The sequence below is a fragment of the Corallococcus sp. AS-1-12 genome, assembly GCF_020036995.1.
In the GTDB taxonomy this organism is placed as follows: domain Bacteria; phylum Myxococcota; class Myxococcia; order Myxococcales; family Myxococcaceae; genus Corallococcus.
The window spans coordinates 10,628-35,102 of sequence record NZ_JAIQDD010000038.1 but is presented as its reverse complement, the minus strand read 5'-3'; the positions used below and the strand labels follow the sequence as shown (position 1 = coordinate 35,102).

Sequence of the window (24,475 nt, the reverse complement as noted above, 5' to 3'; positions counted from 1 at the left end):
TCAGGCGTCGTCCTCGAAGGACGCGCGCAGGTGGCTCAAGGGCAGGAACAGCCGCTGGGGCCACTCCGGCGCGCCGGGCCTGACGCCGATGAGCGGCCGGTAGCCGAAGCGCGAGTAGAAGCGGGCCGCGAACGCGTCCTTCGCATCCACGATGACGAGCACGACGCCCGCGTTCTCCCCGATGGCCAGGGCCCGGCGGTGCGCGTCGTCCAGCAACTGCTCGCCCACCCCCGCGCCCCGGACCCGTGAGTCCCGGGCAAGCCGTCCGAGGATGACCGCGGGAAGCGGGTAGCGCGGCAGACGCTTGATGACCGCCTCCGGCGCTTCGTCTCGCGACACCTGCCCCACGGCGAGCGTGTAGAACCCGAGCACGCGGGGCCAGTCCGGCCGGGTGTCCGGGCGGCGCAGCACCCACGTGCGGCTGACGTCGCGGCGCTGGTTCTGGCCCGCGTCCTGCCGGAAGAAGCGGTTGAGGGCCTCGTGCTCGCACTGGAAGCCGCTGGCCGCGTCCTCGCGGGTCAGCGCTTCCGTGAACGGCGCGGGGATGACGGGCGGCTCGCGGCTCAAGGGCGCTCGCGACGGCGGCGGCGGGAGAGCTCGCGCAGCGCGCGCGACGGCTTCGGGGGCGCGGCCACGGCCTTGGCCACCCGGTCGAAGTCCTTCGCGGGCAGGACAATGGACTCCTCGTCCATCGCCTTCCACTCCAGCCGGGTCAGCGCCGGAGAGCTGTATTCGCGCAGGGGCTGCCCGGGCTGGAGCGGCACGAAGGCGAGCCGGGAGCCCCGGCGCGCCTCCAGCACCACCTTGTCCAGCAGGCTGATGGCCTCGGTGATGATCTCGGAGACGTCCCCGCCCAGCTCGCGCCGCAGCCGTTGGACCTGCTCCATGACCGGGTCGGAGACGGTGGGCTGCAATCGATGGGACATGGCGAGCACTCCTGACTCACTTCTGACGCGGAAGTGAGTCACTTAATCCTCGCGCCCCGGAGATGCAATCAGGCCGCCTGGGCTCCGGCGAGCGCCTGGGCCACGTCCTTCTCCAACTGGGTGAGGAACGTCTCGAACAGGCGCTCCTCCAGCGCGAGCGCGGGCTCCAGCGTCGTGCCCGCCTTGTCCAGGCGCTGCTGGCAGGCGTCCTCGATGGCGCGGCGGTGGGACTGCTCCTCCACCACCACGCGCCCCAGCTCCTCGCGCACCACCGCGTGCCGCGTGGCCGCCTTGTAGAGCGGGTAGAGCACCATCGCCCGGCGCTCCACCACCGCCGTGGTGAGCAGGTAGTGCAGGTACACGTCCGCCGTCCCCGTCACGCCCGTCACCCACTCCGCAAGCTGCCGGTCCAGCGACTGGAACCACGCGGACGCCGCGCCCACGCTCAGGAACTCCGTCACGTCCTCGCGGCCCGCCACCTCACAGGCCAGCCGCTTGAACGTGAACGCATGGCGCGTCTCGTCCGCCAGGTGCCCCAGCACCTCCAGCGACGGGTGCCGGTCCGCCACCGTGCGCGAAATCTTCCGCGCACCGATGAACTCCAGCAGCGACAACGTGTGCAGCCACCGCACCTCCAACTCCGGAGATTGAGCCAGGTTCCGCAACACCGTCTGGATTCTGTCACGCATGGGGCGCCCCTCTATCGCGCCCCGCACGCCCTCCCAAGCACTGTCGCTCCGGACAGGAGTCCTCCCCCGCCCTGACCGGGAGGCCAGGGTCGGCGGACTGGCCAACACTGCCCTCGCCCCCGCGTTTGACCGGCGAGCCCCCCTTCGCCTTTGCTTCTCCGTGTCGAGGGCTGCGCCTGGTGCCGGGGGGTTGACCAGCATGCGTCCGTATCGCGGAGACCTGCATCCGTCCGGGCACCGTCCTGCCCGCACCGCCATGTCGCGGTCCGGCTCCGGAGCCCGCGCGTGAAGTCCCCGCCCCCGTCCTCCTGCCTGGGCGTGACGGCCTTCCGCCGCTGGATGCGCGCCCAGGACGCGGGCCGGCTCCTCGCGTCCCTGCGCGCGCGCCCCCTCGCGGGCTTCCTCCTCCAGGGCTCGGCGCTGGTGAGCGTCGTGACCTGGGTCCCCGGCGTCCACACCCTCTTCGCCGTGCCCTTCACCCCCGCGCTCGCGTGCTTCCTGCCCTGCGCCGTCCACCGCGTCGCCTTCGCCTGGGTGCACGCACGCCACCGGCGCGTGGGGGCCTGCAACTGGCTCGCGTGGCTGCCGGGCCTGGCGCTGGAGCACTTCTTCCTCGCGGGCCTCACCGCGCTCGCCGCGCTCCCCGGCGCGCTCGTCCTCGGCGTGCTGCTCATCGGCACCTCGGCGGTGCACGGCCAGCGCTACCGGGTGACGTGGCGCGAGCCCTTCCTCCTGGCCGGCACGCTCGTGGCCCTGCTGGGCGCGGCGGCCCTCGCGTGGCGCGCCCAGGGCGGGCTGCTCCTCGCCGTCGTGGGCCCCACCGCCCTCGTCGCCCAGGTGTACCTGGGCTCGCTCGCCACGCGCCACGACCAGGCCCGCGCGGACGCGGACCGCCTGCGCGCCGCCGTGCACGCGCAGCTCGTGGAGCAGCAGGAGCGCGACGTGGGCCGCCTCACCCAGGCCATGGCGGAAATCCTGGGCCACCACCAGGGCATGGACCAGGTGCTGCACGACGCCGGCACCGCCGCGGACATGATGAAGGCCTTCGGCACGCAGCGCGGCGTGCTCGCGCGCACCGGCTTCGAGGACCAGGCCCGCCAGCTCCAGGACAGCCTGCGGCAGCTCCAGGAGATGGTGAAGGAGGTGCGCGCCAAGAGCCGCCGCTTCGCCGGCACGGAGCCGGAGGCCGTGGACCTGGGGCTCGTCCTGGAGTCCGTGCAGGCCCAGGTGTCCCTGCGCTTCCCCGACGTGGACATCCACGTGGAGCTGCCGCCGACCCAGCCGCCTCGCGCGCTCCTGCGCGGCGGGCCGCTGACGCTGCGCCGGGTGGTGGAGAACCTGGTTGTCAACGCATGCGAGGGCAATGGCGAGCAGGGCGCGTCCCGGGTCTTCATCCGGGCGCGCACCGAACCGCTCAGCGGACGCCTGGAGGTGGAGATCGAGGACGACGGACCCGGCTTCCCTCCGGAGCGCCTCAACGCGCCCGCGGAGGAGCTCTACACGACCAAGTCCCAGGGCACGGGGCTGGGCCTCTACACCAGCGAGTGCCTGCTCCGCGCCAGCGGAGGCCTGCTGCACCGGCACAACGGACCAGGAGGCGGCGCCCTGCTCCGCATCCTGCTGCCCCGGGAGTACCCATGAAGCCCCTCAGCGCCCTCATCCCGAACCCCTCCACGTCCCTGACGCGCGGGCGCGACACGAACGAGGCGGTGGATCCGTCCAGCGGCCCGCCCCTGCTCACCCCGTTCGACGTGCGCGCCTACCATGAAGCCCTCGCCGCGCGCGGCCTCGCCCGCCAGGGCACGGGGCCCCGCGTGTACTGCCACACGGGGCTGGTGGATCGGCTGCCTCCGCCCGGCACCCCGGCGCCGGAGCTGCGCGAGCGGCTGAAGGACTCGCAGGAGCGGATGCTCGCGGAGCTCTCGCGCGCCATGGGCCCCTTCCCGGAGGGCGTCGAGGTGCTCGACCTGGGCAGCGTGCTGGGCGGCAGCGCGCTGTACTGGGCCCAGGAGCACCGCGCGCGCGTGACGGCGCTGGTGACCGTGCCCGCGCACCTGGAGCAGGCGCGCCGCTTCGTGCACGAGGCGGACCTGGGCGCGCGCGTGCAGGTGCGGCCGTACACGGGCGAGCCGCCCCGGCCCCGTGAGTGCTACGACGCCGTCATCGCCGTGGAGAACACCTGCGCCCTGCCCCGCGTGGAGTGGCTGCGCGGCGTGCACGCCCGGCTCAAGCCCGGCGGCATGCTCGCCATCGCGGACTGCTTCTGGGTGCGGCCCAACGCCGTGCACCCCTCCGACAACGCGTGGAGCCGGCACCTGGGCAGCGTGAACGCCTTCCTCTCCGACGCGCGCGACGCGGGCCTGGAGCTGGAGGCGCATGACGACGTGTCCGCGCGAGCGGTGGGCTTCTGGACGCTGAGCGCGGAGCTGCGCGTCCACGAGCACCTGGCCCGCGCGCCCACGGATCCGCACAGCCTGCGCGCCGCGCTCAACGCCGTGCGCGCCGAGTCGCGCCGCGAGCACCTGTGGCTGCAACAGGGCCTGCTGGATGGCGGCCTGGAGTACGCGCTGCTCGTGCTGCGCCGCGAGCCCTGATCCACCGTGACAGGGCGGACAACCCGACGTGCCCCTGCCCCGTGGCACGTAGGGAGGGCGGCCCGGCACCGTGCAGCCCCCGGACGATGCTCTCGCGTCGCCCCACCCCCAGCCTTGGGTTCGTCACACCAACAAGGGGGGACGTGCATGATGGGTTTCACGCGATGGATGGTGCTGGGAGCGGTGGCGGGCGCGATGGCCCTGACGGGGTGCCAGAGCAAGGAGCGCTCGCAGGAGGGCGTGGGCGGGACGGGAGGCGCCGGAAGCACCCAGGGCTCCCAGGGCACGCAGAGCACCGAGCCCTCCATGGGCGGGGGGCATGAGCAGGGCACGACCCAGGGCTCGTCGGGTTCGACGGTGGAGCCGGGCATGGGCGGCTCCGGCTACGACGCGGGCACGGGCGGCTCCGGCTACGACGCGGGCACGGGCGGCGCCGGCATGGACAACTCCGGTGACACGGGCAGCACCACCGGCGGCTCCGTGACGCCGGGCTCCAGCGGCAACACCGACACCGGGAACACGGGCGGCTCGGTCCCCGAGCCCACCCGCTGACCCTTGAGGCCTGGGACGGCGCGGGCGTGCCCCGGGTGGCGCGCCCGCGCCCCTTTGCTTTGCTCAAGGGGCGCTCGCGCGAAGCGCAAGGGGCCTGGACGTGCACCCGACGTGCGGGGTTTCCAGAGGTGAACGCGGCCTGGGACCTGGGGGCATGTGCTGTGTCCACCCGCGCATCACCCCCGGGGGCGGGAAAGTCGGGCGGAGGTCAGGACTCGGGTACGGTGCCCGCACGATGCGCTTCTCCTTCGTGCACGCCGCGGATCTCCATCTGGACACGCCGTTCCGGGGAGTGGCCACGCACGGCCCCCTCCTGGAGCGCTTCCAGCAATCCACCTTCCATGCGCTCGCGCGCATCGTGGACGTGTGCCTGCGCGAGCGCGTGACGTTCCTCCTGCTGGCCGGGGACCTGTTCGACGTGAAGGACCGCTCCGTGCGCGCGCGGCTGGCCCTGCACACGGAGCTGTCGCGGCTGGACCGCGCGGGCATCCAGACCTTCATCGTCCACGGCAACCATGATCCGCTGAGCGGGGACACCGGCGCGCTGGGGCTGCCCGCGACGGTGAAGGTGTTCGGCCCGGAGTGGGAGGACGTGGAGGTGCGGCGCGAGGGCCACCGCCTGTGCCATGTGCAGGGCGTGTCCTATCCGGACGTGGAGGTGCGCGAGAACCTGTCCGCGAGGTTCCGCCGCACCGGCGAGCACTTCAGCGTGGGCCTGCTGCACGCGAACCTGGGCGGCGACGCGGGCCACGCGAACTACGCGCCCTGCACGGCCGCGGACCTGGCGGCGGGCGGGCTGGACTACTGGGCCCTGGGCCACGTGCACACGCGCGCGGAGCACCTGCTGCCCGGCGGCGGCGTGGCGGTGTACCCGGGCAACCCGCAGGGCCGCCATGTGCATGAGACGGGCGAGCGCGGCTGCGTGGTGGTGGACGTGGAGGACGGCGTCGCGCGCAGGCGCTTCGTGCCGGTGGACCGCGTGCGCTGGCACCGGCTGGACGTGCCGCTCGCGGGCGTCACGTCGCTGGACATGCTCCAGGCGGTGGCCACGGAGGTGGTGGAGTCGCGCTGCGCGGAGGACTTCGACGGGCACGCGGTGCGCCTCACCCTGGCCGGACGCGGCCCGCTGCACCGGGAGCTCGCGCGGCCGGGCGCCCGGACGCAGTTGGAGGCGGACCTGCGCGAGCGGCTGGCGCGCGCGCACCCGCCGGTGCTGCTGGAGTCGCTGCGCGATGGCAGCCGCCCGGAGGTGGACCTGGAGGCGGTGCGCGCCGGGGGCGGCTTCCTGGGCACGCTGCTGGAAGAGGCCCAGGCGCTGTCCCAGGACGACGAGGCGCTCGCGGCGCTGTGGGACGACGAGGACCTGACGGCGCTGGGGCAGCGCCTCAAGCGGCTGGGCGTGGATGCGCTGGAGGCCCCGCGGCCGGAGCTGGTGGCCCAGGCGGGCCAGCGCGGCGTGGAGCAGCTCCACGAGGAGGCATCATGAAGCCGGGCCTGCGCATCAACCGCTTCCAGGTGGACGGCTTCGGGCACTTCCGGGGGTACTCGGGGACGCCGGGGCCGGGGCTCACGCTGCTGTACGGGCCCAACGAGGCGGGCAAGAGCACGCTGCTGGCGTTCCTGCGCGGCGTGCTGTTCGGCTTCGAGAAGCGCGGCCAGCCGGAGCGCTACGAACCGGAGGGCGCGCTCTTCGGCGGAGAGCTGTGGCTGGACACGGCCTGCGGCCCGCTGGTGGTGCACCGCCACGGCGGAAAGCGCGCGTCGGAGGGCACGCTCACGGTGCGCGGCCTGGACGGGCAGCCGCTGCCGGAGACGCTGCTCGACCAGGCGCTGGCGGACGTGCCGCGCGAGCTGTTCTTCGAGGTGTTCGCCTTCCGCCTGGAGGAGCTGTCCTCCTTCCAGCGGCTCGCGCAGCAGCGCGGCGTGTCGGAGGCGCTGTTCGCCGCGGGCATGCAGGGCGCGCGCAGGTTGCCGGAGGCGGTGGAGCGGCTGCGCAAGGACGCCGAGGCGCTGTACGCGCCGCGCGGCCAGAAGCCCGAGCTGAACCGCGTGATGAAGGAGCTGGAGGAGGTGCGGCAGGCGCTGCGCGAGGCGGGGGACCGGCCCGCGCTCTACTTCTCCACGCGCGACCAGTTGGCGGAGCGCGTCGCGGAGGGCCACGCGCTGGAGGTGGCGCGCAAGCACACCGAACACGCACTGGACCACGCCTCGCGCCTGGAGTCCGCGCTGGGGGACCTGGCCGTGCTCGCGCGCGACCGGGCGGAGCTGGCCACGCTGCCGGCGCTGGACTCCTTCCCGCCGGGCGCGGAGACGCGGCTGGAGGACGTGCTCCAGCGGCGCAAGACGTACCGGGCCCAGCAGGCGCAGCTCCATGAGCGGCTGACGCCCATCGAAGAGGCGCGGGAGCGGCTGGCGGCCCCCTGGCCCGTGCGCGAGCGCGCGGAGTCCCTGCGCACTGCGCTGGCCACATACTCCGGACACTCCGAGCAGCTCCGCTCGCTGCCCGCGCGCAGGGCGTCGCTCACGTCGCGGCGGCGGCAACTGGAGCAGTCGCTGGGAGAGCTGGGGCTCGCGGTGGACGCGGACGGGCTGCTCGCGCTGGACCTGGGCGCGCGGGCGCGCGGAGAGCTGGAGTCGCTCGCGGGGCGGCTGGACGCGGCGGACACGGCGCTCGCGCGGGCGGAGGCGGAGCAGGCGCGCACGCGCGAGGAGCGGACGCGGCTGGAGTCGGCGCTGGGGCGGGTCCAGGCGGAGCTGACCGCCCTGCCCGAGGCGCGGCCCGCGCAGGTGCGGCAGCGGCAGGCGGCGGTGGGGCGGATGCGCGCGGCGCGCGGAGACCTGGAGCGGCTGGCCGAGCAGCGGATGGAGCAGCGCCGCCAGTTGGACGGCGTGCGGGCGCCCACGGACGCGGTGCCGCTGCGCTCGCTGCTGCCGCTGTCGTGGGTGGTGGCGGCGGCGCTCGTGGCGCTGGGGTTCGCGGCGCTCGCGGCGTGGCTCGCGGGCCCGTCGGTGGGCGTGCTGTGCGCGGTGGGCGCCCTGCTGCTGGTGGGGTTGCTGCTGCTCGTGCGCCACCGCGTGGAGACGGCGCGCAAGGCCAGCCTGGAGGCGCAGGCGGCGCGGCACCGCTGGCGGCAGCAGGAGGAGGAGCGCTTCCGCGCGGCGCAGGCGGCGATGAGCGCGCGCGAGGAGCTGCTCCAGCGGGAGCTGCTGAACGCCTCCGGCGCGGCGGGGCTGTCCCCGGGCGCGTCGCTGTCCGACCTGGCCGCGCAGGAGTCGCTGCTCGCGGAGCTGCTGACGCAGGCCGAGCGGCGCGAGCTGCTGGTGCGCGAGGAGGACACGCTGCGCACGGCCTGGGACACGGCGGCGCGCGAGGACCAGCGCGTGGAGGAGGCGCGGCTGCGCGCGAGCCAGCGTGAACAGGTGCTGCGCGAGGAGTGGAGGGCCTTCCTGGTGGCGCGCCGCTTCCCGGAGGCCCTCTCCGCGGCGTCGGCGCTGACGCTGTGGCTGGATGCCGCGGCGCTGCGGCAGCGGCTGGTGGACCTGCGCACGGACGAGGAGGAGTTCACGGCGGCGGAGGCCGCGTGCGGCGCGGTGACGACGCGGCTGTTGCAGGAGGCGCGGGCCGCGGGCCTGCCCCCGGGCCCCGCGGAGACGGTGGCCGCGCGCGTGTCCGTGGCGCTGGAGGAGGTGCGCTCCCGGGCGGCCGACCAGCGGCACCTGGACGGACAGCGCGGAGAGCTGCTCGCGGAGAAGGCGCGGCTGGACCAGTTGGCGCTGGACGAGGACCAGGCGTGGGAGGCGCTGCTCGCGGAGGGCGGCTGCCAGGACGAGGCCACCTTCCGCCGCCGCGCGGTGCAGGCGCGCAGGTACGCGGAGCTGGCGGCCCGGGTGCGCGAGCACGTCCAGCGGGTGCAGGCGCTCACCGGCCTGGGTGAGAACGCGGCGAACGAGGAGGTCCACGCGGCGGGCGGCGAGGCGGGCCTGAAGGAACAGCTCGCCACGCTGCGCGAGCGCCACAAGGCCGAGGGCGAGCGCCACAAGGCCGTGCTCACGGAGCAGGGCAGCCTGAAGGCGCAACTGTCGCAGTGGGAGAACGACGACCGCGTGTCCCGGCTGCGCATCCAGGAGGAGACGCTGCGGGCGAAGGCGGCGGAGCTGGCCACGCGCTACGCGGCGGACCGGCTGACGCTGGCGCTGCTCGGCAGGGCGCGCCGGAGGTTCGAGGAGGAGCAGCAGCCGCGCGTCATCCAACTGGCCAGCGAGCTGTTCTCCGAGCTGACAGCGGGACGCTACCGCCGCGTCTTCATCCCGGCCGGGGACGCGCGCGAGCTGCGGGTGAGCGACGGCGCCAGGGACTGGAGCGCGGAGCAGCTCTCCCGGGGCACGCGCGAGCAACTGTTCCTCGCGTTCCGGCTGGCCGTCATCCGCGACTTCGGAGAGACGCGGGGCGCGCTGCCGCTCATCACGGACGACGTGCTGGTGAACTTCGATCCAGAGCGGGCCCGGGGCGCGGTGCGGCTCTTCGCGAGGATGGCGGAGGCCCACCAGGTCCTCGCCTTCACCTGCCACCCGTGGCTGCGCGAGCTGTTCGAAGCGGAGGGCGCCCACGTCCTGGAGCTGCCCGGCGCCACGAAGTCCCCCCGCGAAGGCGCCCAACCCCTGCGGGTGGTCTCCAGCGGATAGGCAGGTGCACAAAAAAATACTGGGAGCGCGCCCCCTCGACGCGCTCCCAGTAACTCAACCCCTCCCCCGAGGGGTCCCCCTCTCGGATGCGGCCCCCAAAGCTCCGCGTCCGTCCTGCTTTTCCTTCAAAACGTCGACTGCCGAAAACCTTGAGTCCCGGAAGATCGACCCCCGAAACCCGTTCCCCCTCCGCCCGGTCCGCTCCGCGGCCCGAGCCCTTGGACCCTGGTGGCTCTGCCCCCAGCATCCCCACCTCGCCTTCAATACGTTGGCCGGGAAAAACCTTGGTTCGGCCCCGTTCTTTTTCGCCGCCCCCCACGGAAGCAGCCAGCCGGCCAGCCCTCCTGGAGGACCGCGTCAGCGCTGCTGCTACAGTCGCCCACCCTGGAGGGGCGCCATGAGGAAGACGTCGGCGGTGGTCATGGGAGGCGTGGTGCTCCTGCTCCTCCTCGGAGCCGGGGTCTTCTGGTGGCCGCGCCCCACGCCCCCCGTCCCCGCGTCCCCGCCGGCCGCCCCCGCCGCCCGCCGGCAGCTCCCCCCCGCGCCGCCCGCGCCGCCCCAGGGCGCCCTCCAGGTCCAGGGCCGCGTGGTCGACCTCCAGGGACAGCCCGTCGCCGGCATCGAGGTCTCCGCCTCCGTCCCCCTGCCCGGGGAGACCCTGACGGAGCTGGCGTGTGACACGGCCCAGCCCGGCGTCTCGCTGGTGTCGGAGGACTGCGAATCCGTCACCGCCCTCCAGTGGGTCCGGGAGCTGGTGGAGGCCCACCGGGGCGGCGCCTTCGTCCTGTCCCGCACCACCTCCGCGCAGGACGGCACCTTCACGCTGGAGGGCCTGCCCCAGGGGACGGTCACCCTCTGGGCCCTGGGCTCGCGGGGCGCGGGCCTCCAGGAGGACGTCGTCACCGGCACCCGGGACGTGACGCTGGCGATTCAAGCCAGCCAGCCCCTCACCGGCCGCGTGGTGGACGAGGACGGCGCCCCGCTCTCCCAGGTCCAGGTCACCGTGCTGCACACCGGCACGGCGCGCTACTTCGAGACGAAGACCGGCGCGGACGGCCGCTTCTCCCTGGGCCCCCTGCCCGGGGACACCTATGGCCTCCTCGCCGCCGGGCCGGGGCGCCTCACCGCGTGGATGCGGGAGGTGGCCGTGGAGCCCATGCAGGAGGACATCGTCCTGTTCGCCCCCCGGCGCATCGTGGGCACCGTGGTGGACGGAGAGCACCCCGTCGCCGGCGCCACCGTCACGGAGCTCGACGGCGGGCGCGTCGCCACCACCGACGACCAGGGGCGCTTCACCTTGGAGGGCCTGCCCCCCGGCGAGTACACGCTGGAGGCGGAGCAGGGCGGCCTCCTGGCGCGCGAACCGGTGACGCTCCCGGAGGACCCGCGCGAGGCCCGGGTGACGCTGCGCCTGGGCACCACCTTCTACGTGGAGGCCACCGTGCGCGACACCGCCGGCAAACCCGTGGCCCACGCGGAGGTGAGCGCCGACCTGCCGAGTGAGCTCTCCGAGCACTTCGGCGCCCCCATCTTCCAGCCGCTCGGCACCACCGACGCGGACGGCCGCGTGCGCCTGGGCCCCCTCCGGGCCCGCGACTACACCTTCCAGGTGGTGGCGGACCGGATGCTGGACCTCACCGCGACCCGCACCGTGGCCGAGGGCGGCCCTGCGCTGGACTTCGTCCTCTCCCCCGCCGTCCTCGTGGAGGGAGTCGTCACCGACGCCGCGGGCCAGCCGGTGGCGGACGCCTCCCTGTCGCTGCATCCCCCGGCCCGCAAGCGCAAAGCGGACGCGCCTCCGCCCATGTACGCGCGCTCGTTCATCCTGATGCACCCGCCCCGCGACGTGCCCGTCACCTTCGACGCCACCTCCGACGCGGAGGGCCGCTTCGCCATCAAGGTGGACCAGCCCCTCTCCGGCACCCTCACCGTCGAGGCCGACGGCTACCTGCCGCGCAAGCTCCAGGTCCGCGCCCCCACCTCCGGCCTGAAGCTCACCCTGGACGCGGGCGGCACCGTGCGCGGCACCGTGACGAACTCGCGCGGCGCGCCCGTCAACGAGGTGGACGTCTCCCTGGTGAAGCAGGAGGCGGAGCCCTCGCGAGGCGTCCACGACGAGCCCCCGGAAGACGACGGCGACTCGCCCGACAGCGAGCGCACGACCTTCGCGGGCACCTCCGGCGAGGACGGCCGCTTCGACATCCACGGCCTGCCGCCCGGCACCTATGCCGTGTGGATGCGCACCACCACGGGCGGCTACGAGCGCCTCCTGCCCGACCGCGTGGTGCTGCGCGGCTCGGAGACGGTGGAGCTGGCGCTGCGCCTGGACATGGACGGCCGCGCGGGCGGCATCGTCGTGGACGCGGAGGGCCGGCCCCTGGCGGACGTCATCGTGGAGGCCACCGCGAAGGAGGAGGAGAACAGCGAAGGCCGCGGGTACTCCCCCCTCTCCGCGAAGACCGGCCCGGACGGCCGCTTCGTGCTGGAGCCGCTGGCGCGCGACTGGGACTACGAGCTGACGGCGGCGAAGCCGGGCTACGCGCTGCCCCAGCCGCCCAGGAAGGAGCGCCCCGACGAGGCCCCGGACGACGAGACCTTCGAAGAGACCCGCGCGAGGCTCAACCGGTGGCTCAAGGAGCAGGAGGGCCCCAAGCTCATCGCCCGCGCGGGGAACATGGACGTGCGCATCACCCTGGCCTTCCAGGGCCGCGTCACCGGCCGGCTGGCGAGGAAGGACGGCACGCCCATCACCCGCTTCACCGTGAACGACGAAGCGGTGCGCGACCCGAAGGGCGCCTTCACCGTCTTCGTGGAGGAGCCCGGCCCCCAGCACCTCGTCTTCCAGGCGCCGGGCCACGCCCTCACCCAGCGCGACGTGGACGTCCCCGAAGGCCGCGACGTGGACCTGGGCACGGTGCGCGTGGAGGCGGGCCACGTCATCCAGGGCCGCGTGGTGGACGACGCCACCGGCGCCCCGCTGGCCGGCGTGTCCGTCTCCCTGTCGCTGCGGCCGGAAGACGTCGCCAACGCGGAGCACGCCAGCTCGTTCGCGGACGTCACCACCGGCCCGGACGGCACCTTCCAACTGCCCGCCGTGGAGTCCCGCCCCTACCTGCTCACCGCGCAGGAGGAGCAGGAACACGCGTTGCTCGAGCGCGTCGTGGGCCCCACCGAGGACACGCTCGAGCTGCGCCTGCCCCTCTCCACCCGCCTGGAGGTCACGGCGCGGGACGCGCAGGGCCGGCCGTCGGGGGACGTCCTGGCGGCCGTCTCGAAGGCGAACCCGGACGAGCAGCTCCACGCCCCGCCGGGCGACGGCGTGGCCCTGTTCCGCGACCTGACCCCGGGCGACTACGTGGTGAAGCTCGCGGGCGGGAACACCGGCAGGGCCGTGCCTCGCGTCGTGCGCGTCGAGCCACATCGCGTCAACCGGGTGGACCTGCCGCTGACGGCGACGGGGGTCCGGCTGAAGCTGCGCTGGGGCGAGCGCGGCAGGCAGGGCACCTCCTACCTCCTCCCCGGCCGCGTCCCCGCGCCGCCCGAATCCGCCTCCGCCACGGAGGTGCGGTGGCTGCGCGAACAGGCCGTCCCACCCCTCATCCACAACGCGGGGACCTGGGTGCTCGTCCCTCCCGGGCCCTACACGCTTCTCGTGTTGCAAGAACGTGAGGGACGCTGGCTGTCATACCGCCAGGACGTGACGGTGGGCCCGGGCACCCTGCAGGACACGCAGGAGGTGGAGGTCCCCGCGCTGCCGTGGTGAGACGGGTCCGACATGCCTCGCGGGGCAGGGGAGCTGTGTTAAACCCCACGTATGACCCCGAGTGACGCGCTGAGCGCAGCAGACCTCGAACGTCTGGCCAGGGCGGAGGCACCGGACCTGGCCGAGTCCGTGCTGGCCTTCCTCGACCAGCCGGACCGCACGTCGGACACGCCGCTGCCGCAGGGCGCGCTGTCCTTCGACGCGCTGAAGCAGCTCCTGGAGCAGGCGCGCGCGAGCGACGACAAGCCGGGCCGCCGCAAGGGTTCCCACGAGGCGTGGCAGCGCTTCCTCGCGCAGAAGGACGTGCCGCTGCCGCCGCGCCTGCTGCTCGCGGACCTGCTGGTGTCCCTCTACGAGAAGAACACCGAGCCCGCGCGCGCCGCGCTCATCACGCTGGTGAAGGAAGCGCCGCTGAAGTTCGGCCTGTGGGCGGGCCTCAAGCGCATCTACAAGCTGTCGGAGACGCGCCACGACGCGGAGATGTTCGGCGCGCTGGCCTGGCGCTTCGACACCGAGCGCGGCGGACGCCGTCACCGCGAGGTCAGCGGCGGCACCCTCACCTACCTCCAGCGCCGCGCGTGGCGCTTCCTGCGCCACCTGGGCGCGGCCGTGCCGGAGCTCTACCCGCAGTTCGCGGTGGAGGTGCTGCGGCACTACGACCTGGACACGACGTGGTCGCAGTGCTGGGTGGCGCACCACATCTGGGCGCACAACAGCAAGGGCTATACGGCCTCGCGCTTCGCCATCCAGCCGCCCAACGACATGGTGAAGCAGCGCATGTACCCGGACGCGTGGAAGCGCTCGCCGGACGCGCTGATGCGCCTGCTGGACACGTGCCAGTCGGACCCGGCCGCGAAGTTCGCCATCCAGGGCCTGCGCAAGGACCACCCGGAGGCGCTGCGCAAGGTGACGCCCGCGTGGCTGGACCGCCTGGCGCGCCGTCCGCTGGGCAGCGCGCACGACTTCCTGGTGGAGACGCTCCAGGGCTCGCCGGACTTCCACCAGGGCAAGCTGCGCGCGGCCGGGCTGCATGAGGCGGTGCTCGCGCTCCTCTTCTCCCCCAGCGACAAGGCCCGCGCCTACGCCATCGAGTACGCGCGAGGCCACGCGCAGGACCTGGCCGCGGACCGGCTGGCGGACCTGGTGGAGCGGGGCGCGGACGACGTGCAGAAGTTCGCCGCCGCCGCCCTGGAGAAGCACAAGCCGCGCGACCTGGGCCTGCCGCTGCTGGGCCGGCTGCTCAACTCCAAGCCCACCGCGGCGTTCGCGGCGAAGTCGCTGGAGCAGTCCTTCGACCGCGCGGAAATCACCCACGACTTCCTGCGCGAGCTGCTCTGGGGCAAGCAGCAGCAGCTCGACTGGGCGAAGAACTACGTCTCCACGAAGTACGCGGCCGGGGAGATGCCGGCGGACTTCTGGAAGGTGACGCTGACGGAGGCGAAGCAGCGCTCGTCGCGCCAGCGCATCGTGGAGGACGTGGCGATGAAGGCCCTGTCCACCTACAAGCCGGCGGACATCGGGCCGGAGTGGCTGCTGGATCTGGTGGCGCACCCGCGCCTGGGCCGTCAGGCGGCGCAGTGGCTCACCCGCGCGGACAGCCTGCCGGGCCTGGACGTGGAGCGCGTCAAGGCGCTCGTCTTCAACGGCAAGTTCCGGGGAACGGCGCTGGAGCTGCTCGGCAACCGCAAGCTCTTCACCGCGCGGCAGCTCACGGTGCCCTGGCTGCTGGCGCTGGCGCGCAGGGCGGATCCGCAACTGCACGACTTCGCGCACCGCTACCTGCTGGCGAACGTGGTGCCCGCGGACTTCAGCGACACGGGCGACGCGGACGCGGGCCTGGAGCGCCTGTTCGACCTGGCGCTGGGCGCGAAGCAGCCGCCGCCGGTGCGCGCGTTCGCGCAGACGTACCTGCGCTGCCACCACCCGGGCATCGGGCCGGAGCAGCCGGAGTCCAAGTCCTACGAGCTGCGCCCCCGCGCGCCGCGCAAGGCGTACTCGGCGGAGCGGCTGTGGCCGGCCCTGTTCGACGCGCGCGACGACGTGCGCCGCTTCGCGCTGACCCTCGCCCGCTCGGAGCTGCGCGCGTGGGGCTACCAGACGCGCGTGTACGAGCTGGCGGACTCGGACGCGAAGGAGATCCGCAACCTGGCCTATGACGCCCTGCTCAACGCGGGCGAGCCGGGCGCGGACGCGCGCCACACGCTCCAGCCGGAGGAGCTGGACGCGGGCAAGGTGTTCGCCCTCACGGAGTCCACCAAGCGCAGCACGCGGGAGGTCGCCGTGGAGCTCATCCGCCGGCACTACGCGCGGCTGGGCGGCGCGGAGCGGCTGTCTGGCCTGATGCAGAGCGCGGACCGCGAGGTGGGCCTGTTCGCGGTGCGGCTGCTCTGGGAGAAGCACCGGCCGCTGCACCTGCCGGAGGGCTGGAAGCCGGCGGGCGGAGGCAAGGACGAGCGCGAGGCGGGTGGCACCACGCGCTTCTCCGACGTGGAGGCGCTGCGCACGTTCCTGCGGCGCATGATGTTCGGCCTGCCGCCCGGGCGCGCGAAGGAAGCGCGTGAAGGCGACGTGCAGCGCCGGCTGTCCGCGAGCGTGGCCAAGCGCCGCGTGGTGGAGCTGGTGCGCGACCTGGGCCTGGAAGACGAGAGCTTCGCCCGCGTGGTGGCGCCCGTGCTGGGCGAGTTCACCGGCTCCGTGGCGAAGGGCGAGTGGCAGAGCTGCCTGGCCTCGCTGGTGCAACTGCGTGCGGCACACCCGGGCGTGCAGCTCGGCGGCATCTAGGACAACGACACCATGGCCAACCTCTCCATCGGCAACATCGAGAAGGTCCGTGCGCTCGCCGCCAATGCGCGCCTGCTCCTCGTGGGCGGCACCCGCGCCGCCGCGGACAGCCGCCTGACCGCGTATGACGCCGCGAACAACAAGGTCCTGTGGACCAGCCCCCTGCCCGCGCACGTGCTGGGCGTGGCACTGTCCGGCGAGCAGTTCGCCGCGGCGGGCGCGGACGGCACCGTGCGCTTCGGGTCGCTCACCGACGGCACCGTGAAGTTCCAGCTCCACAACGCGCACCCCGGCGGCTGCACCGCGGTGGCGGCCAGCCCGGACGGCAAGGTGCTCTACACGGCCGGCGCGGACGGCTTCGTGCGCGCGTGGGACTGGGAGAGCACGAAGAAGCTCAAGGAGTGGAGCGCGTCCTCGCAGCCGCTGCGCGCGGTGGCGGTGGACCCCACGCACACGTACGTGGCCTGCGCGGGTGACGACAGCGTGGTGCGCTCGTTCACGGTGGCGACGGGCGCGCGCCGGGACATGCCGGGCCACGAGGGCGCGGTGCGGGCGCTGGCCTTCACGCCGCGCGACGGGCGGCTCGTCTCCGCGGGGGACGACGGCAAGCTGCGCATCGGCTACCTGGTCGGCGCGGTGGAGTTCGAGGTCCGCGGCGACAAGGACAGCGGCCACGCGGGCTCCGTGCTGGGGCTGGTGTTCCCGCCCACGCCGCAGGCGGAAGCGGGCCAGGACCCGGCGGAGCGCATCGCGTCCGTGGGCAGCGACGGCAAGCTGAAGGTCTGGCGCCTGGACGAGCGCCGCAAGCCGCGCACCTTCGACCTGGGCACCAGGGCGCTGAACGCGGTGGCCTTCGCGCCCCCGGCGAACCCCCGCCAGGCGAAGCAGCTCCTGGGCTTCCTCTTCGTGGGCGGCGAGGACCGCCGCGTCACCCGCATCACGCTGGGCACGGACGGCAAGCCCACGGACGAGACGACGGCGTTCGGCCACGGCTTCGACGCGTTCAACGAGGCGCTGAAGGCCGCCCTCCCCCGCCGCGAGGCCGCGGTGAAGGAGGCGGTGGCCCTCCTGGAGCCGGAGGCGCTGGACTTCGTCCTGGGCGTGCTGTCCTCGGACAAGGACGTCGCGGCGCGCCGGCTGGCGGCCACGGAGCTGGGCAACCACGGCCGCACCGCCGCGCGCCCGAAGCTGCGCGACCGCCTCAACGACGACGACAAGACGGTGCGCGCCGCGGCGCTGGACGCGCTGGTGAAGCTGGAGACGGAGTCGCCCCTGGCGGCCCCGCGCGCCGCGCTGGACTCGCGCTTCGTGGACACGCGCGTGCAGGGCCTGCGCCTGCTGGCGAAGCAGGGCAGCGCGTCGCCGCTGGTGCCGGGGCTCATCGCCAGCAAGCTGCCGGACACGAACGCGGAGGTGGGCACCGCCGCGCTGGACGCGCTCACCACGGTGTCGCCCAAGGGCAGCACGGAGCCGCTGAAGCTGGCCTTCGAGCGCGGCCCCGCGGCCCTCAAGGTGGAGGTGCTGCTGCGCGCGTCCGTGGCGGGCCTGCTGGCGGACCCGCGCCTGCAGCCGCTGGTGGCGCGGGCGCTGGACGACGCGGACCGGGACGTGCGCCGCGTGGCCTTCGCGGTGCGGGTGCTGGAGCGCCGCGCGCTGGCCGCCACGCTGGAGGCCAAGGACGAGGAGTTCGCGCGCACGGTGCGGGAAGTGACCCGCATGCTGACGCTCCAGGCGAAGCGCGCGGCCGGGGACACGGAGGCGAAGTTCACCACCGACGCGGAGCTGGCCGCCTCGCGTGAGCAGCTCTTCGGCAAGACGGCCGCCGGCACGGCGCTGACGGAGACCGACCTGGAGCCGCTGCTCGCCGCCATGGCCTGCCGCATGCCGGACACGGCCGTGCGAGGCGCGCGCGTGCTGGCGCAACTGGGTGACGGCCGCGCCCTGGGCGCGCTGCTCCAGTTGTCCCGCGAGGACGACGCCGCCATCCGCCGCGAGACGGCCACCGCGCTCCAGGCGCTGCAGGACCCGCGCGCCCGCGAGCGGCTGGTGTGGATGCTGGACGACGCGGACGGGGATGTGCGCGCGGCGGCGCTGTCGGCCGTGGTGGCGCTGGACTCGGACGCGCCGCTGTCCGCCGCGGAGGCCGCCCTGCGCTCCGGCCACGAGGACGTGCGCGTGCGCGGCCTGGACCGGCTGGTGAAGCTGGGCGCCAAGGCGGAGGGTGCCGAAAGCCTGCTGGGCGACGCGCTGGAGGACGAGTCCGCCAAGGTGCGCGGCGAGGCCTTCCGCACGCTCTGGGCCTGGAACGACCAGGAGCCGGTGAAGGCGCTGGACCGCGCGCTGGCGGGCCGCTTCCCGGACCTGCGCACCCGCGCGGTGGAGGTGCTCGCGCAGAAGGGCACCGACGACTGGGCGCTGGAGCGGCTGAAGAAGTCCGTGGAGGACCGCGACGCGGGCGTGGCCACCGCCGCCTACGAGGCGTGGGTGAAGCTGGCCGGCAAGGAGAAGGCGGAGCCGCACCTGGCCGCGCTCAACACCCCGCACCCGGCCCTGCGCGAGAAGGCCGCCAAGGCCTCCGTGCACGCCCCGGCGGAAGCCATGCGCTCCGCGCTCCTCAAGCGCGTGCAGGACGAGCACCTGGACGTGGCGTTCGCCGCGCTGGAGGCGCTCGACAAGCTCATCCCGAACGAGAACGGGCCGCTGCTCGCGGGCATCGCGGCGTCGGCGCTGCCGGTGCGCGTGCGGGCCGCGGAGCTGCTCGCCCCGCGCGGCGCGGAGGACATCATCGAGCCCATGCGCGGGCTCATCACGGACAAGGACCTGGAGCGGATGTACCCGCCGGGCTTCCTCGTCCCCCTGCGCGTCCGCGCGTCGCGAGCGCTGGCCACGCTGGGCTCGCGGCGCCTGCTGGGCTTCTACGCCACCACGCTCCTGCCCCACGAGGTGACGGACCTCCAGGAGCAGGGCGCGCGCGGTCTCGCCACGGCCAGCCGCCGGGGTGACGAGGGCGCGCTGCTGGACGCGCTGGGCCACTCGCTGGTGGCGGCACGCTCGTGGGCGGCGGACGGCCTGGCCCGCCTGGGTGACGTGCGCGCGCTGCCGGTGCTCACCGGGAACCTGCGCCATGAGCACCTGCCCATCCGGCTGGGCGCCATCCTCGCGTTCGCGGCCCTGGGCCACGAGGGCGACGGCGGCCTGCTGCACGGCCTGGAGGACTCCGCGCGCGAGGTGCAGGAGATGGTGTTCGCCATCGTGCTCGCGCGGGACCTGCGCGCCAGCCGCGAGGGCGGACCGCCGGACCTGCTGACGAGCGCGCTGTCCAGCGGCCGTCCGGAGGTGCGCTACGCCGCGGCCCGCGCGCTGGAGCTGCGCACGGAGCCGGAGGCGTACCGCGCGCACCTGGTGGAGGTGCTGCTGCCGCCGCGTCCGGAGAAGGCCGGCGACATGAAGGACTGGCCCGCGGAGGAGGAGCGGGCGAAGCGCGTGATTGGGCTCGCGGAGGCGCTCTCCAGCGGCCAGCCGGAGCAGCGCTACGCGGCGGCGCAGGTGCTGCTGCTGCGCAACAAGCCGCAGGACTACTTCCGCGAGGCGCAGAAGGTCGCGCGGCCCAGCTCCCTCCAGGCCCCCTGGAAGCCGGAGACCGCCGAGGGCGCCGCGCACGTCATCCAGCCCTCCACACCGGAGAAGCAGGGCACGGCCTCCGCCACGGGCAAGAGCTGGCTGCGCCGCCTCTTCTCCGCGGTGAAGCCGGCGGAAGGCGCGGGCACCGGGACGCCGAAGGACGCGACGCAGGCGGAGCGTCAGCACCTGCGCCGCCTCGCGTTCGGCGCCTACGTGGGCCTGCTGCGGCAGGTGACCGCGGGCGACGAGGAGGGCCACCGCGTCCGCCGCGACGCCGTGGACCGCGTGGTGAAGCTCACGCAGGAAGGCTACGCGGGCACGTCCGCCGCGGTGGCCGCCCTGCTGCGCGCGCTGGAGGATCCGCACCAGCTCGTGCGCCGGGCCGCGCTCGCGGGCCTCAAGGAGCTGTACCCCGCCGGCAGCGACGAGCCGCTGGCGCTGGCCCTGGCCTCGCTGTCGCCGGACGTGGCGCGCGCGGCGCTGGAGGAGCTGGCGGAGCGCGGGGACAAGGCCCGCCCGCGATTGGCCGCGGCGCTCAACTCGCCGCTGCCGGAGGTGCGCAAGTCCGCCTTCGAACTCCTGGAGAAGCTGAGCCCGCCGGGCAGCCTGGATCCGCTGCTGGCCGCGCTGGGCAGCGAGCACGCGGACCTGCGCGTGGGCGTGATTGAGCGGCTCGCGGGCGCCAACGACCCGCGCGTCACGGAGGCCCTGGGCCGCGCGATGGGCAGCGAGCACGAGGACCTGCGGCTGCGCGCCGCGGAGCTGCTCGCGTTCCGGGGTGACGACCGGGCGGTGGAGGTGCTGGGCACCTTCCTGCGCTCGGAGACGTCGGCCGTGGCCCGCCGCGCCCAGGAGGCCCTGGCGCGACTGGGCACCTCCGCCGCCGTGGCCGCGCTGGCCGCGCGCCTGACGGTGGCCACGGAGATTCCGGAGCGCACCCGGCTGGTGGCCGCGCTGGGCCGCACCCACCGCGCGGACGCACTGGACGTGCTCGCGCGCCAGAGCGTGGAGGACGAAGCCCCCTCCGTGCGCCTCGCCTGCGTGACGGCGGCGATGCAGCTCACCTGGCCGCCGGAGCAGGAGAAGCTCCAGGAGCACGAGCGCGAGCTGAAGAAGCGCGACGCGGCGCTCGCGGTGCGCTTCCTGCGCGTGGCGGTGAAGAGCCAGGACCCGGAGGTCCGCAAGGCCGCCGCCCGCGAGCTGGAGCACGGCAAGAGCGAGGGCCAGGACGCGCTGCTCGTCCAGCTCTTCAACGACCGCGACGTCACCGTGCGCGCGGCGGCCGTGGAGCACTACTCGAAGCGCGTGGTGGAAGAGGGCGCGGCGGTGGAGCCGCTGGAGGAGATCCTCCGCGCCGGGGCCCGCGAGCTGATGCTGCCCGCGGCGGAAGGCGTCACGCACCAGCGCCGCGCCAGCGCCCTGCGCCCCCTGCTGCTGTACGCGCGCGCCGGTGAGCCGCACGAGCGCGGCCGGGCCCTGCTCGCCCTGGGCACCCTGGGCGACGTGCGCGCCCTCTCCGAGCTGGAGACGGTGGCCGGCGGAGGCACGCCGGACGCTCCGGCAGAAGAGGACATGGTGTTCGCCGCCATCGAGGCGCTCGGCCGGCTGGCGAACCGGATGCCGGACGGTGAAGACCGCCGCCGCATCGAGGAGAAGGTGGAGGCCGCGGCCACGGACGGCGCCGCCTTCCAGCGCCAGGAAGCCGGCGTGCGCGGCCTGCGCGCCATCGGTGGGGAGCGCGCCCGGGTGAAGCTGGAGGCGCTGCTCGCCGACGGTGAGACGGACGACGACGTGCGCGCCACGGTCGCGGAGCAGCTCGGGAAGCTCGGAGACCCGGCCGCCGAGGCCGCCCTGGCCGCCGCGCTGAACGAGGAGGACGACGACCTTCGCGCCGCCGCGCGCAAGGCGCTGGACGTGCTCTTCCCCAAGGAGCGCACGCGGGTGGAGTTCCTCGCGGTGCAGAGCGAGCACGAGGACATCTCCGAGCCCGCCGCCACGTACCTCGCGAGCGAAGGCGACCCCGCCCTGCTCGTGCCCCGCCTGGCCACGCTGGACAACGTGGAGCTGCGGCTCCGCCTGCGTCGCGGCCTCGCCCGCCGTGGCGCGCTGCCCGTGCCGGAGGTCATCGCCCTGTTCGGCCACGACAAGCCGGAGGCCCGCGAAGAGGCCGCGCGGCTCGTGGGCACCTGGACGGGTGACGCGCGTGAAGCCGGCGCCGTGGACACGGCCGGACTGGCCCGCGCGCTGGTGGCCGCCGAACGGCGCACCGCCACCGCCTGGGCCACCGCGCAGCCGCCGAAGAAGGAGCCGCTGGCCGCCGCCTGGGAGCGCCTGCTCTGGGCGGGTTCCCGCCTGGGCGCGAAGGAGCTGGTGGCGACGTCCGCCGAGATCCTCCGCAAGGGTGAATCCCAGGCCCCCGCCGCCGTGCGCCAGGAAGCGGCGCGAGTGCTGGGCCGCCTGAAGGCGTCGAGCGAAGCGCAGGCCCTGCGCACCGCCCTGGGTGACCCGGACGCCGCCGTGCGCTCCGCCGCCGCGTCGGTGCTGGCCGCGCTGGTGCCGGAGCAATCCGCGGCCTGGGCGCTGGAGGTGAAGCCCTTCGACCCGGTGGCCCTGGGCCCCACGGGCGCGAAGGTGGCCACGTCCGCGCTCACGGCCAGCGAAGGCCGCCGGCTCGCGGTCCCCGCGCTGCTGGCGAAGAAGGACCTGGAGCCGCTCAAGTCCGTGGCCGCCGACCCGAAGGCGGAGGTGAAGCAGGACGCCTGGGCCGCGCTGGGACGCCTGGGCGGAGACGAAGCCGCGGCGCTGCTGAAGACGGCCGCGTTCGACAAGTCGCAGTCGGTGGAGCTGCGCAAGGCGGCCTACCGCGCCCACAAACGTGCACGCCGGGCCGCTGAGCGCGCCCGGAAGGAAGGTCAACCGTCGTGAGCACCGCAACCGCACGTCATCCCGTCGCGCTGAGCTACGCCGCGCAGAGCGACGTGGTCGTCACGCCGGACGCCTCGCGCGTGCAGCTTGCCCTGGAGGGCTCGCGAGGCACCGTGGGCGTCAGTGGCCAGGTGAAGGACCCCACCCTCTTCCGCGACGCGCTGGCCGCCGCCTTCGCGGTGCTCTCCAGCGACCTGCGCTACCGGGGCCGCGACCGCACCGCGTACCTCGCGTACCTGATGAAGCAGGGCAAGCGCGCCAGCGCTCAAATCTGGGAAGCGCAGAAGGCCTTCCTCGACAACGCGCTGGAAGGTGAAGAGAAGAAGGACGCCGTCCTGGACCCCGTCCTCACGGTGGATCCGGACCAGGTCTCGCTGGAGGTCTTCTCCCGCGACGAGAGCGCCTACGCGCGCCTCGCCTTCGACAACAGCCTCTTCGACCAGCGCCAGGCCGCGCACGGCTCCACCTTCCTGGACGTGCCGCAGGACCTGCCCGCCCGGCTGGACCGCCTGCGCGCCTACGCCCCGGTGGTGCTGGAGGCCCACGTCGCCCCCACCGCGAAGCCCGCCCCCGCCACGGAGCCCCGGGCCCCGCGCACGGTGGAGGTGCCCCACGCGTGGCTGCGAGGCTTCCTCCAGGTGCAGTCCGCCGCGACGCTGCCGGCCACCACCTGCGCCATCGCGCCCATCGACCTCTACAACCTGCTCTTCGCGCTGCGCACCCGCCGCTCGAAGAAGGCGCCCCGCGCGCTGCGATTCGAACTGGTCCCCGGCGCCCCGCCCCGCCTGGTGCTGGAGCCCTGGGAGCAGGTGCTGGAGTGCCACGGCGGCGTGTACACGGGCAGCGCGCCCGCGGTGGTGCGCACCTTCGGCCGTCAGCGCCTCGCCGCGCTCGCGCGCCTGTTGCCCCACGCGAAGAGCGTGCACGTGCAGCTCCTGGGTCCGGGCCTGCCGGTGTTCTGGGTCATCGACCTGGGCGCGGCCACGCTGACGCTGGGGCTCACCGGCTGGACGGAGAGCGGCTGGTCCAGCGCCGCCGCCTTTGACGCGCTGATGCCGCGCGACGTGCCGGAAGGCCTGGCGGAGCAACTGCGCAACCGCCTGCGCAAGGACGGCCCCCTCCCCTTCGACGTGCTGTCCAGGGACGCGGGAGCCCCGAAGGATCAGGTGCGCGCCGCGCTCCAGTTGGAGTGCCTGCGAGGCCGCGTCCTCTTCGACGTGTCCCGCGGCACCTACCGCCCGCGCGAGCTGATGCCCACGCCGGTGGACGAGGCCGCGCTGCGCTACGGCAACGAGCGTGAGGCCCGCGCCCACCGCCTGCTGGGCGACGGCGGCCCGGGCTCGGGCGAAGTGAAGCTCACGCAGGTGCACGACCTGGTCGGCGAGGGCACGCGCATCCAGGGAGAGGTCGTGGACCGCGAGGCGGTGCGCAGCTTCTTCCCCAGCTTCACCATGGACCTGGAGGGCCGCGTGAAGGACGCGAGCTGCGGCTGCCCGCACTTCCGCCGCTCCGGTCTGCGCGAGGGCCCCTGCGAACACATGCTCGCGCTGCGCCTGGCGTACGCCCGCCGCCGCGCCGAGGAAGAGGCGCTCCGTCAGACGCCGGAGGGCCGCAAGCTCATCCGCGCGGAGACGCGCGCGTACGTGCGCCGCGACCCGGCCACGGGGCTGGAGCAGGTGTATCGCGTCTCACTGGACGGCAAGGTGGTGGCCCTCACGTGGGGACCGCGCCTGGGAGACTCGCGCCACCAGCGACTCTGGTTCGACACGGACACGGAAGCCCGGACGGCGTACTTCAGCCGTTTGGAGAAATTGACCGCGGACGGCTACATCGACGCGGCCTCGACTCTGGTGTAAACACTCACTCAACGGCCCGGCCGCCGACGGGGCGGCCGGAAGGATGGTGGCGCCGGACGAAAACCGAATAGCGAGTGGTCGAGAG

Annotated in this window: 12 protein-coding genes; 9 read left to right on the top strand and 3 right to left on the bottom strand. The window is 74.4% G+C overall.

From position 1 onward, the window contains the following. The 3 genes from K8556_RS35600 to K8556_RS35590 form a co-directional block, all read right to left on the bottom strand. On the bottom strand, positions 1 to 567 hold the full coding sequence (locus K8556_RS35600; RefSeq protein ID WP_223744573.1) for a GNAT family N-acetyltransferase: 567 nt from the start codon (positions 565 to 567) through the stop codon (positions 1 to 3). Beyond that, complete coding sequence (locus K8556_RS35595; RefSeq protein ID WP_120580531.1) at positions 564 to 926, bottom strand: hypothetical protein; 363 nt, start codon at positions 924 to 926, stop codon at positions 564 to 566. Before K8556_RS35595 ends, K8556_RS35600 begins: the two co-directional genes overlap by 4 nt. A 68-nt stretch (positions 927 to 994) precedes the next feature. Further along, on the bottom strand, positions 995 to 1,615 hold the full coding sequence (locus K8556_RS35590) for a hypothetical protein (RefSeq protein ID WP_223744572.1): 621 nt from the start codon (positions 1,613 to 1,615) through the stop codon (positions 995 to 997). 285 nt (positions 1,616 to 1,900) lie between these two features. Between K8556_RS35590 and K8556_RS35585 the strand changes: the two genes are divergently transcribed. The 9 genes from K8556_RS35585 to K8556_RS35545 all read left to right on the top strand — a co-directional run bounded on the left by K8556_RS35585 (position 1,901) and on the right by K8556_RS35545 (position 24,390). Next, positions 1,901 to 3,256 carry a HAMP domain-containing sensor histidine kinase gene (locus tag K8556_RS35585; protein ID WP_223744571.1) on the top strand — a complete coding sequence of 452 codons (1,356 nt, stop codon included), beginning with the start codon at positions 1,901 to 1,903 and terminating at the stop codon, positions 3,254 to 3,256. After that, positions 3,253 to 4,209: a cyclopropane-fatty-acyl-phospholipid synthase family protein gene (locus K8556_RS35580; RefSeq protein WP_223744570.1), complete on the top strand. Its 957-nt coding sequence runs from the start codon at positions 3,253 to 3,255 to the stop codon at positions 4,207 to 4,209. Before K8556_RS35585 ends, K8556_RS35580 begins: the two co-directional genes overlap by 4 nt. A gap of 147 nt (positions 4,210 to 4,356) precedes the next feature. After that, positions 4,357 to 4,761, top strand: coding sequence for a hypothetical protein (locus K8556_RS35575; protein WP_223744569.1), 405 nt, complete (start codon positions 4,357 to 4,359; stop codon positions 4,759 to 4,761). A 235-nt stretch (positions 4,762 to 4,996) separates the two neighbouring features. Then, positions 4,997 to 6,247 carry a DNA repair exonuclease gene (locus K8556_RS35570; RefSeq protein WP_223744568.1) on the top strand — a complete coding sequence of 417 codons (1,251 nt, stop codon included), beginning with the start codon at positions 4,997 to 4,999 and terminating at the stop codon, positions 6,245 to 6,247. Then, complete coding sequence (locus K8556_RS35565; RefSeq protein ID WP_223744567.1) at positions 6,244 to 9,444, top strand: AAA family ATPase; 3,201 nt, start codon at positions 6,244 to 6,246, stop codon at positions 9,442 to 9,444. The genes K8556_RS35570 and K8556_RS35565 overlap by 4 nt, the downstream gene beginning before the upstream one ends. Positions 9,445 to 9,841: 397 nt before the next feature. Beyond that, complete coding sequence (locus tag K8556_RS35560; protein ID WP_223744566.1) at positions 9,842 to 13,207, top strand: carboxypeptidase regulatory-like domain-containing protein; 3,366 nt, start codon at positions 9,842 to 9,844, stop codon at positions 13,205 to 13,207. A gap of 51 nt (positions 13,208 to 13,258) precedes the next feature. Next, positions 13,259 to 15,988, top strand: coding sequence for a hypothetical protein (locus K8556_RS35555; RefSeq protein ID WP_223744565.1), 2,730 nt, complete (start codon positions 13,259 to 13,261; stop codon positions 15,986 to 15,988). 12 nt (positions 15,989 to 16,000) lie between these two features. After that, positions 16,001 to 22,534, top strand: coding sequence for a HEAT repeat domain-containing protein (locus tag K8556_RS35550; RefSeq protein ID WP_223744564.1), 6,534 nt, complete (start codon positions 16,001 to 16,003; stop codon positions 22,532 to 22,534). Further along, complete coding sequence (locus tag K8556_RS35545) at positions 22,531 to 24,390, top strand: SWIM zinc finger family protein (RefSeq protein WP_223744563.1); 1,860 nt, start codon at positions 22,531 to 22,533, stop codon at positions 24,388 to 24,390. The genes K8556_RS35550 and K8556_RS35545 overlap by 4 nt, the downstream gene beginning before the upstream one ends. Positions 24,391 to 24,475: the final 85 nt, after the last annotated feature.

Excerpts from the sequence above, each read along its gene's own strand:
- K8556_RS35570 (WP_223744568.1), top strand. The coding sequence starts at position 4,997 with ATGCGCTTCTCCTTCGTGCACGCCGCGGATCTCCATCTGGACACGCCG.
- K8556_RS35590 (WP_223744572.1), bottom strand. The coding sequence starts at position 1,615 with ATGCGTGACAGAATCCAGACGGTGTTGCGGAACCTGGCTCAATCTCCG.
- K8556_RS35575 (WP_223744569.1), top strand. The coding sequence starts at position 4,357 with ATGATGGGTTTCACGCGATGGATGGTGCTGGGAGCGGTGGCGGGCGCG.
- K8556_RS35560 (WP_223744566.1), top strand. The coding sequence starts at position 9,842 with ATGAGGAAGACGTCGGCGGTGGTCATGGGAGGCGTGGTGCTCCTGCTC.
- K8556_RS35550 (WP_223744564.1), top strand. The coding sequence starts at position 16,001 with ATGGCCAACCTCTCCATCGGCAACATCGAGAAGGTCCGTGCGCTCGCC.
- K8556_RS35580 (WP_223744570.1), top strand. The coding sequence starts at position 3,253 with ATGAAGCCCCTCAGCGCCCTCATCCCGAACCCCTCCACGTCCCTGACG.
- K8556_RS35595 (WP_120580531.1), bottom strand. The coding sequence starts at position 926 with ATGTCCCATCGATTGCAGCCCACCGTCTCCGACCCGGTCATGGAGCAG.
- K8556_RS35565 (WP_223744567.1), top strand. The coding sequence starts at position 6,244 with ATGAAGCCGGGCCTGCGCATCAACCGCTTCCAGGTGGACGGCTTCGGG.
- K8556_RS35555 (WP_223744565.1), top strand. The coding sequence starts at position 13,259 with ATGACCCCGAGTGACGCGCTGAGCGCAGCAGACCTCGAACGTCTGGCC.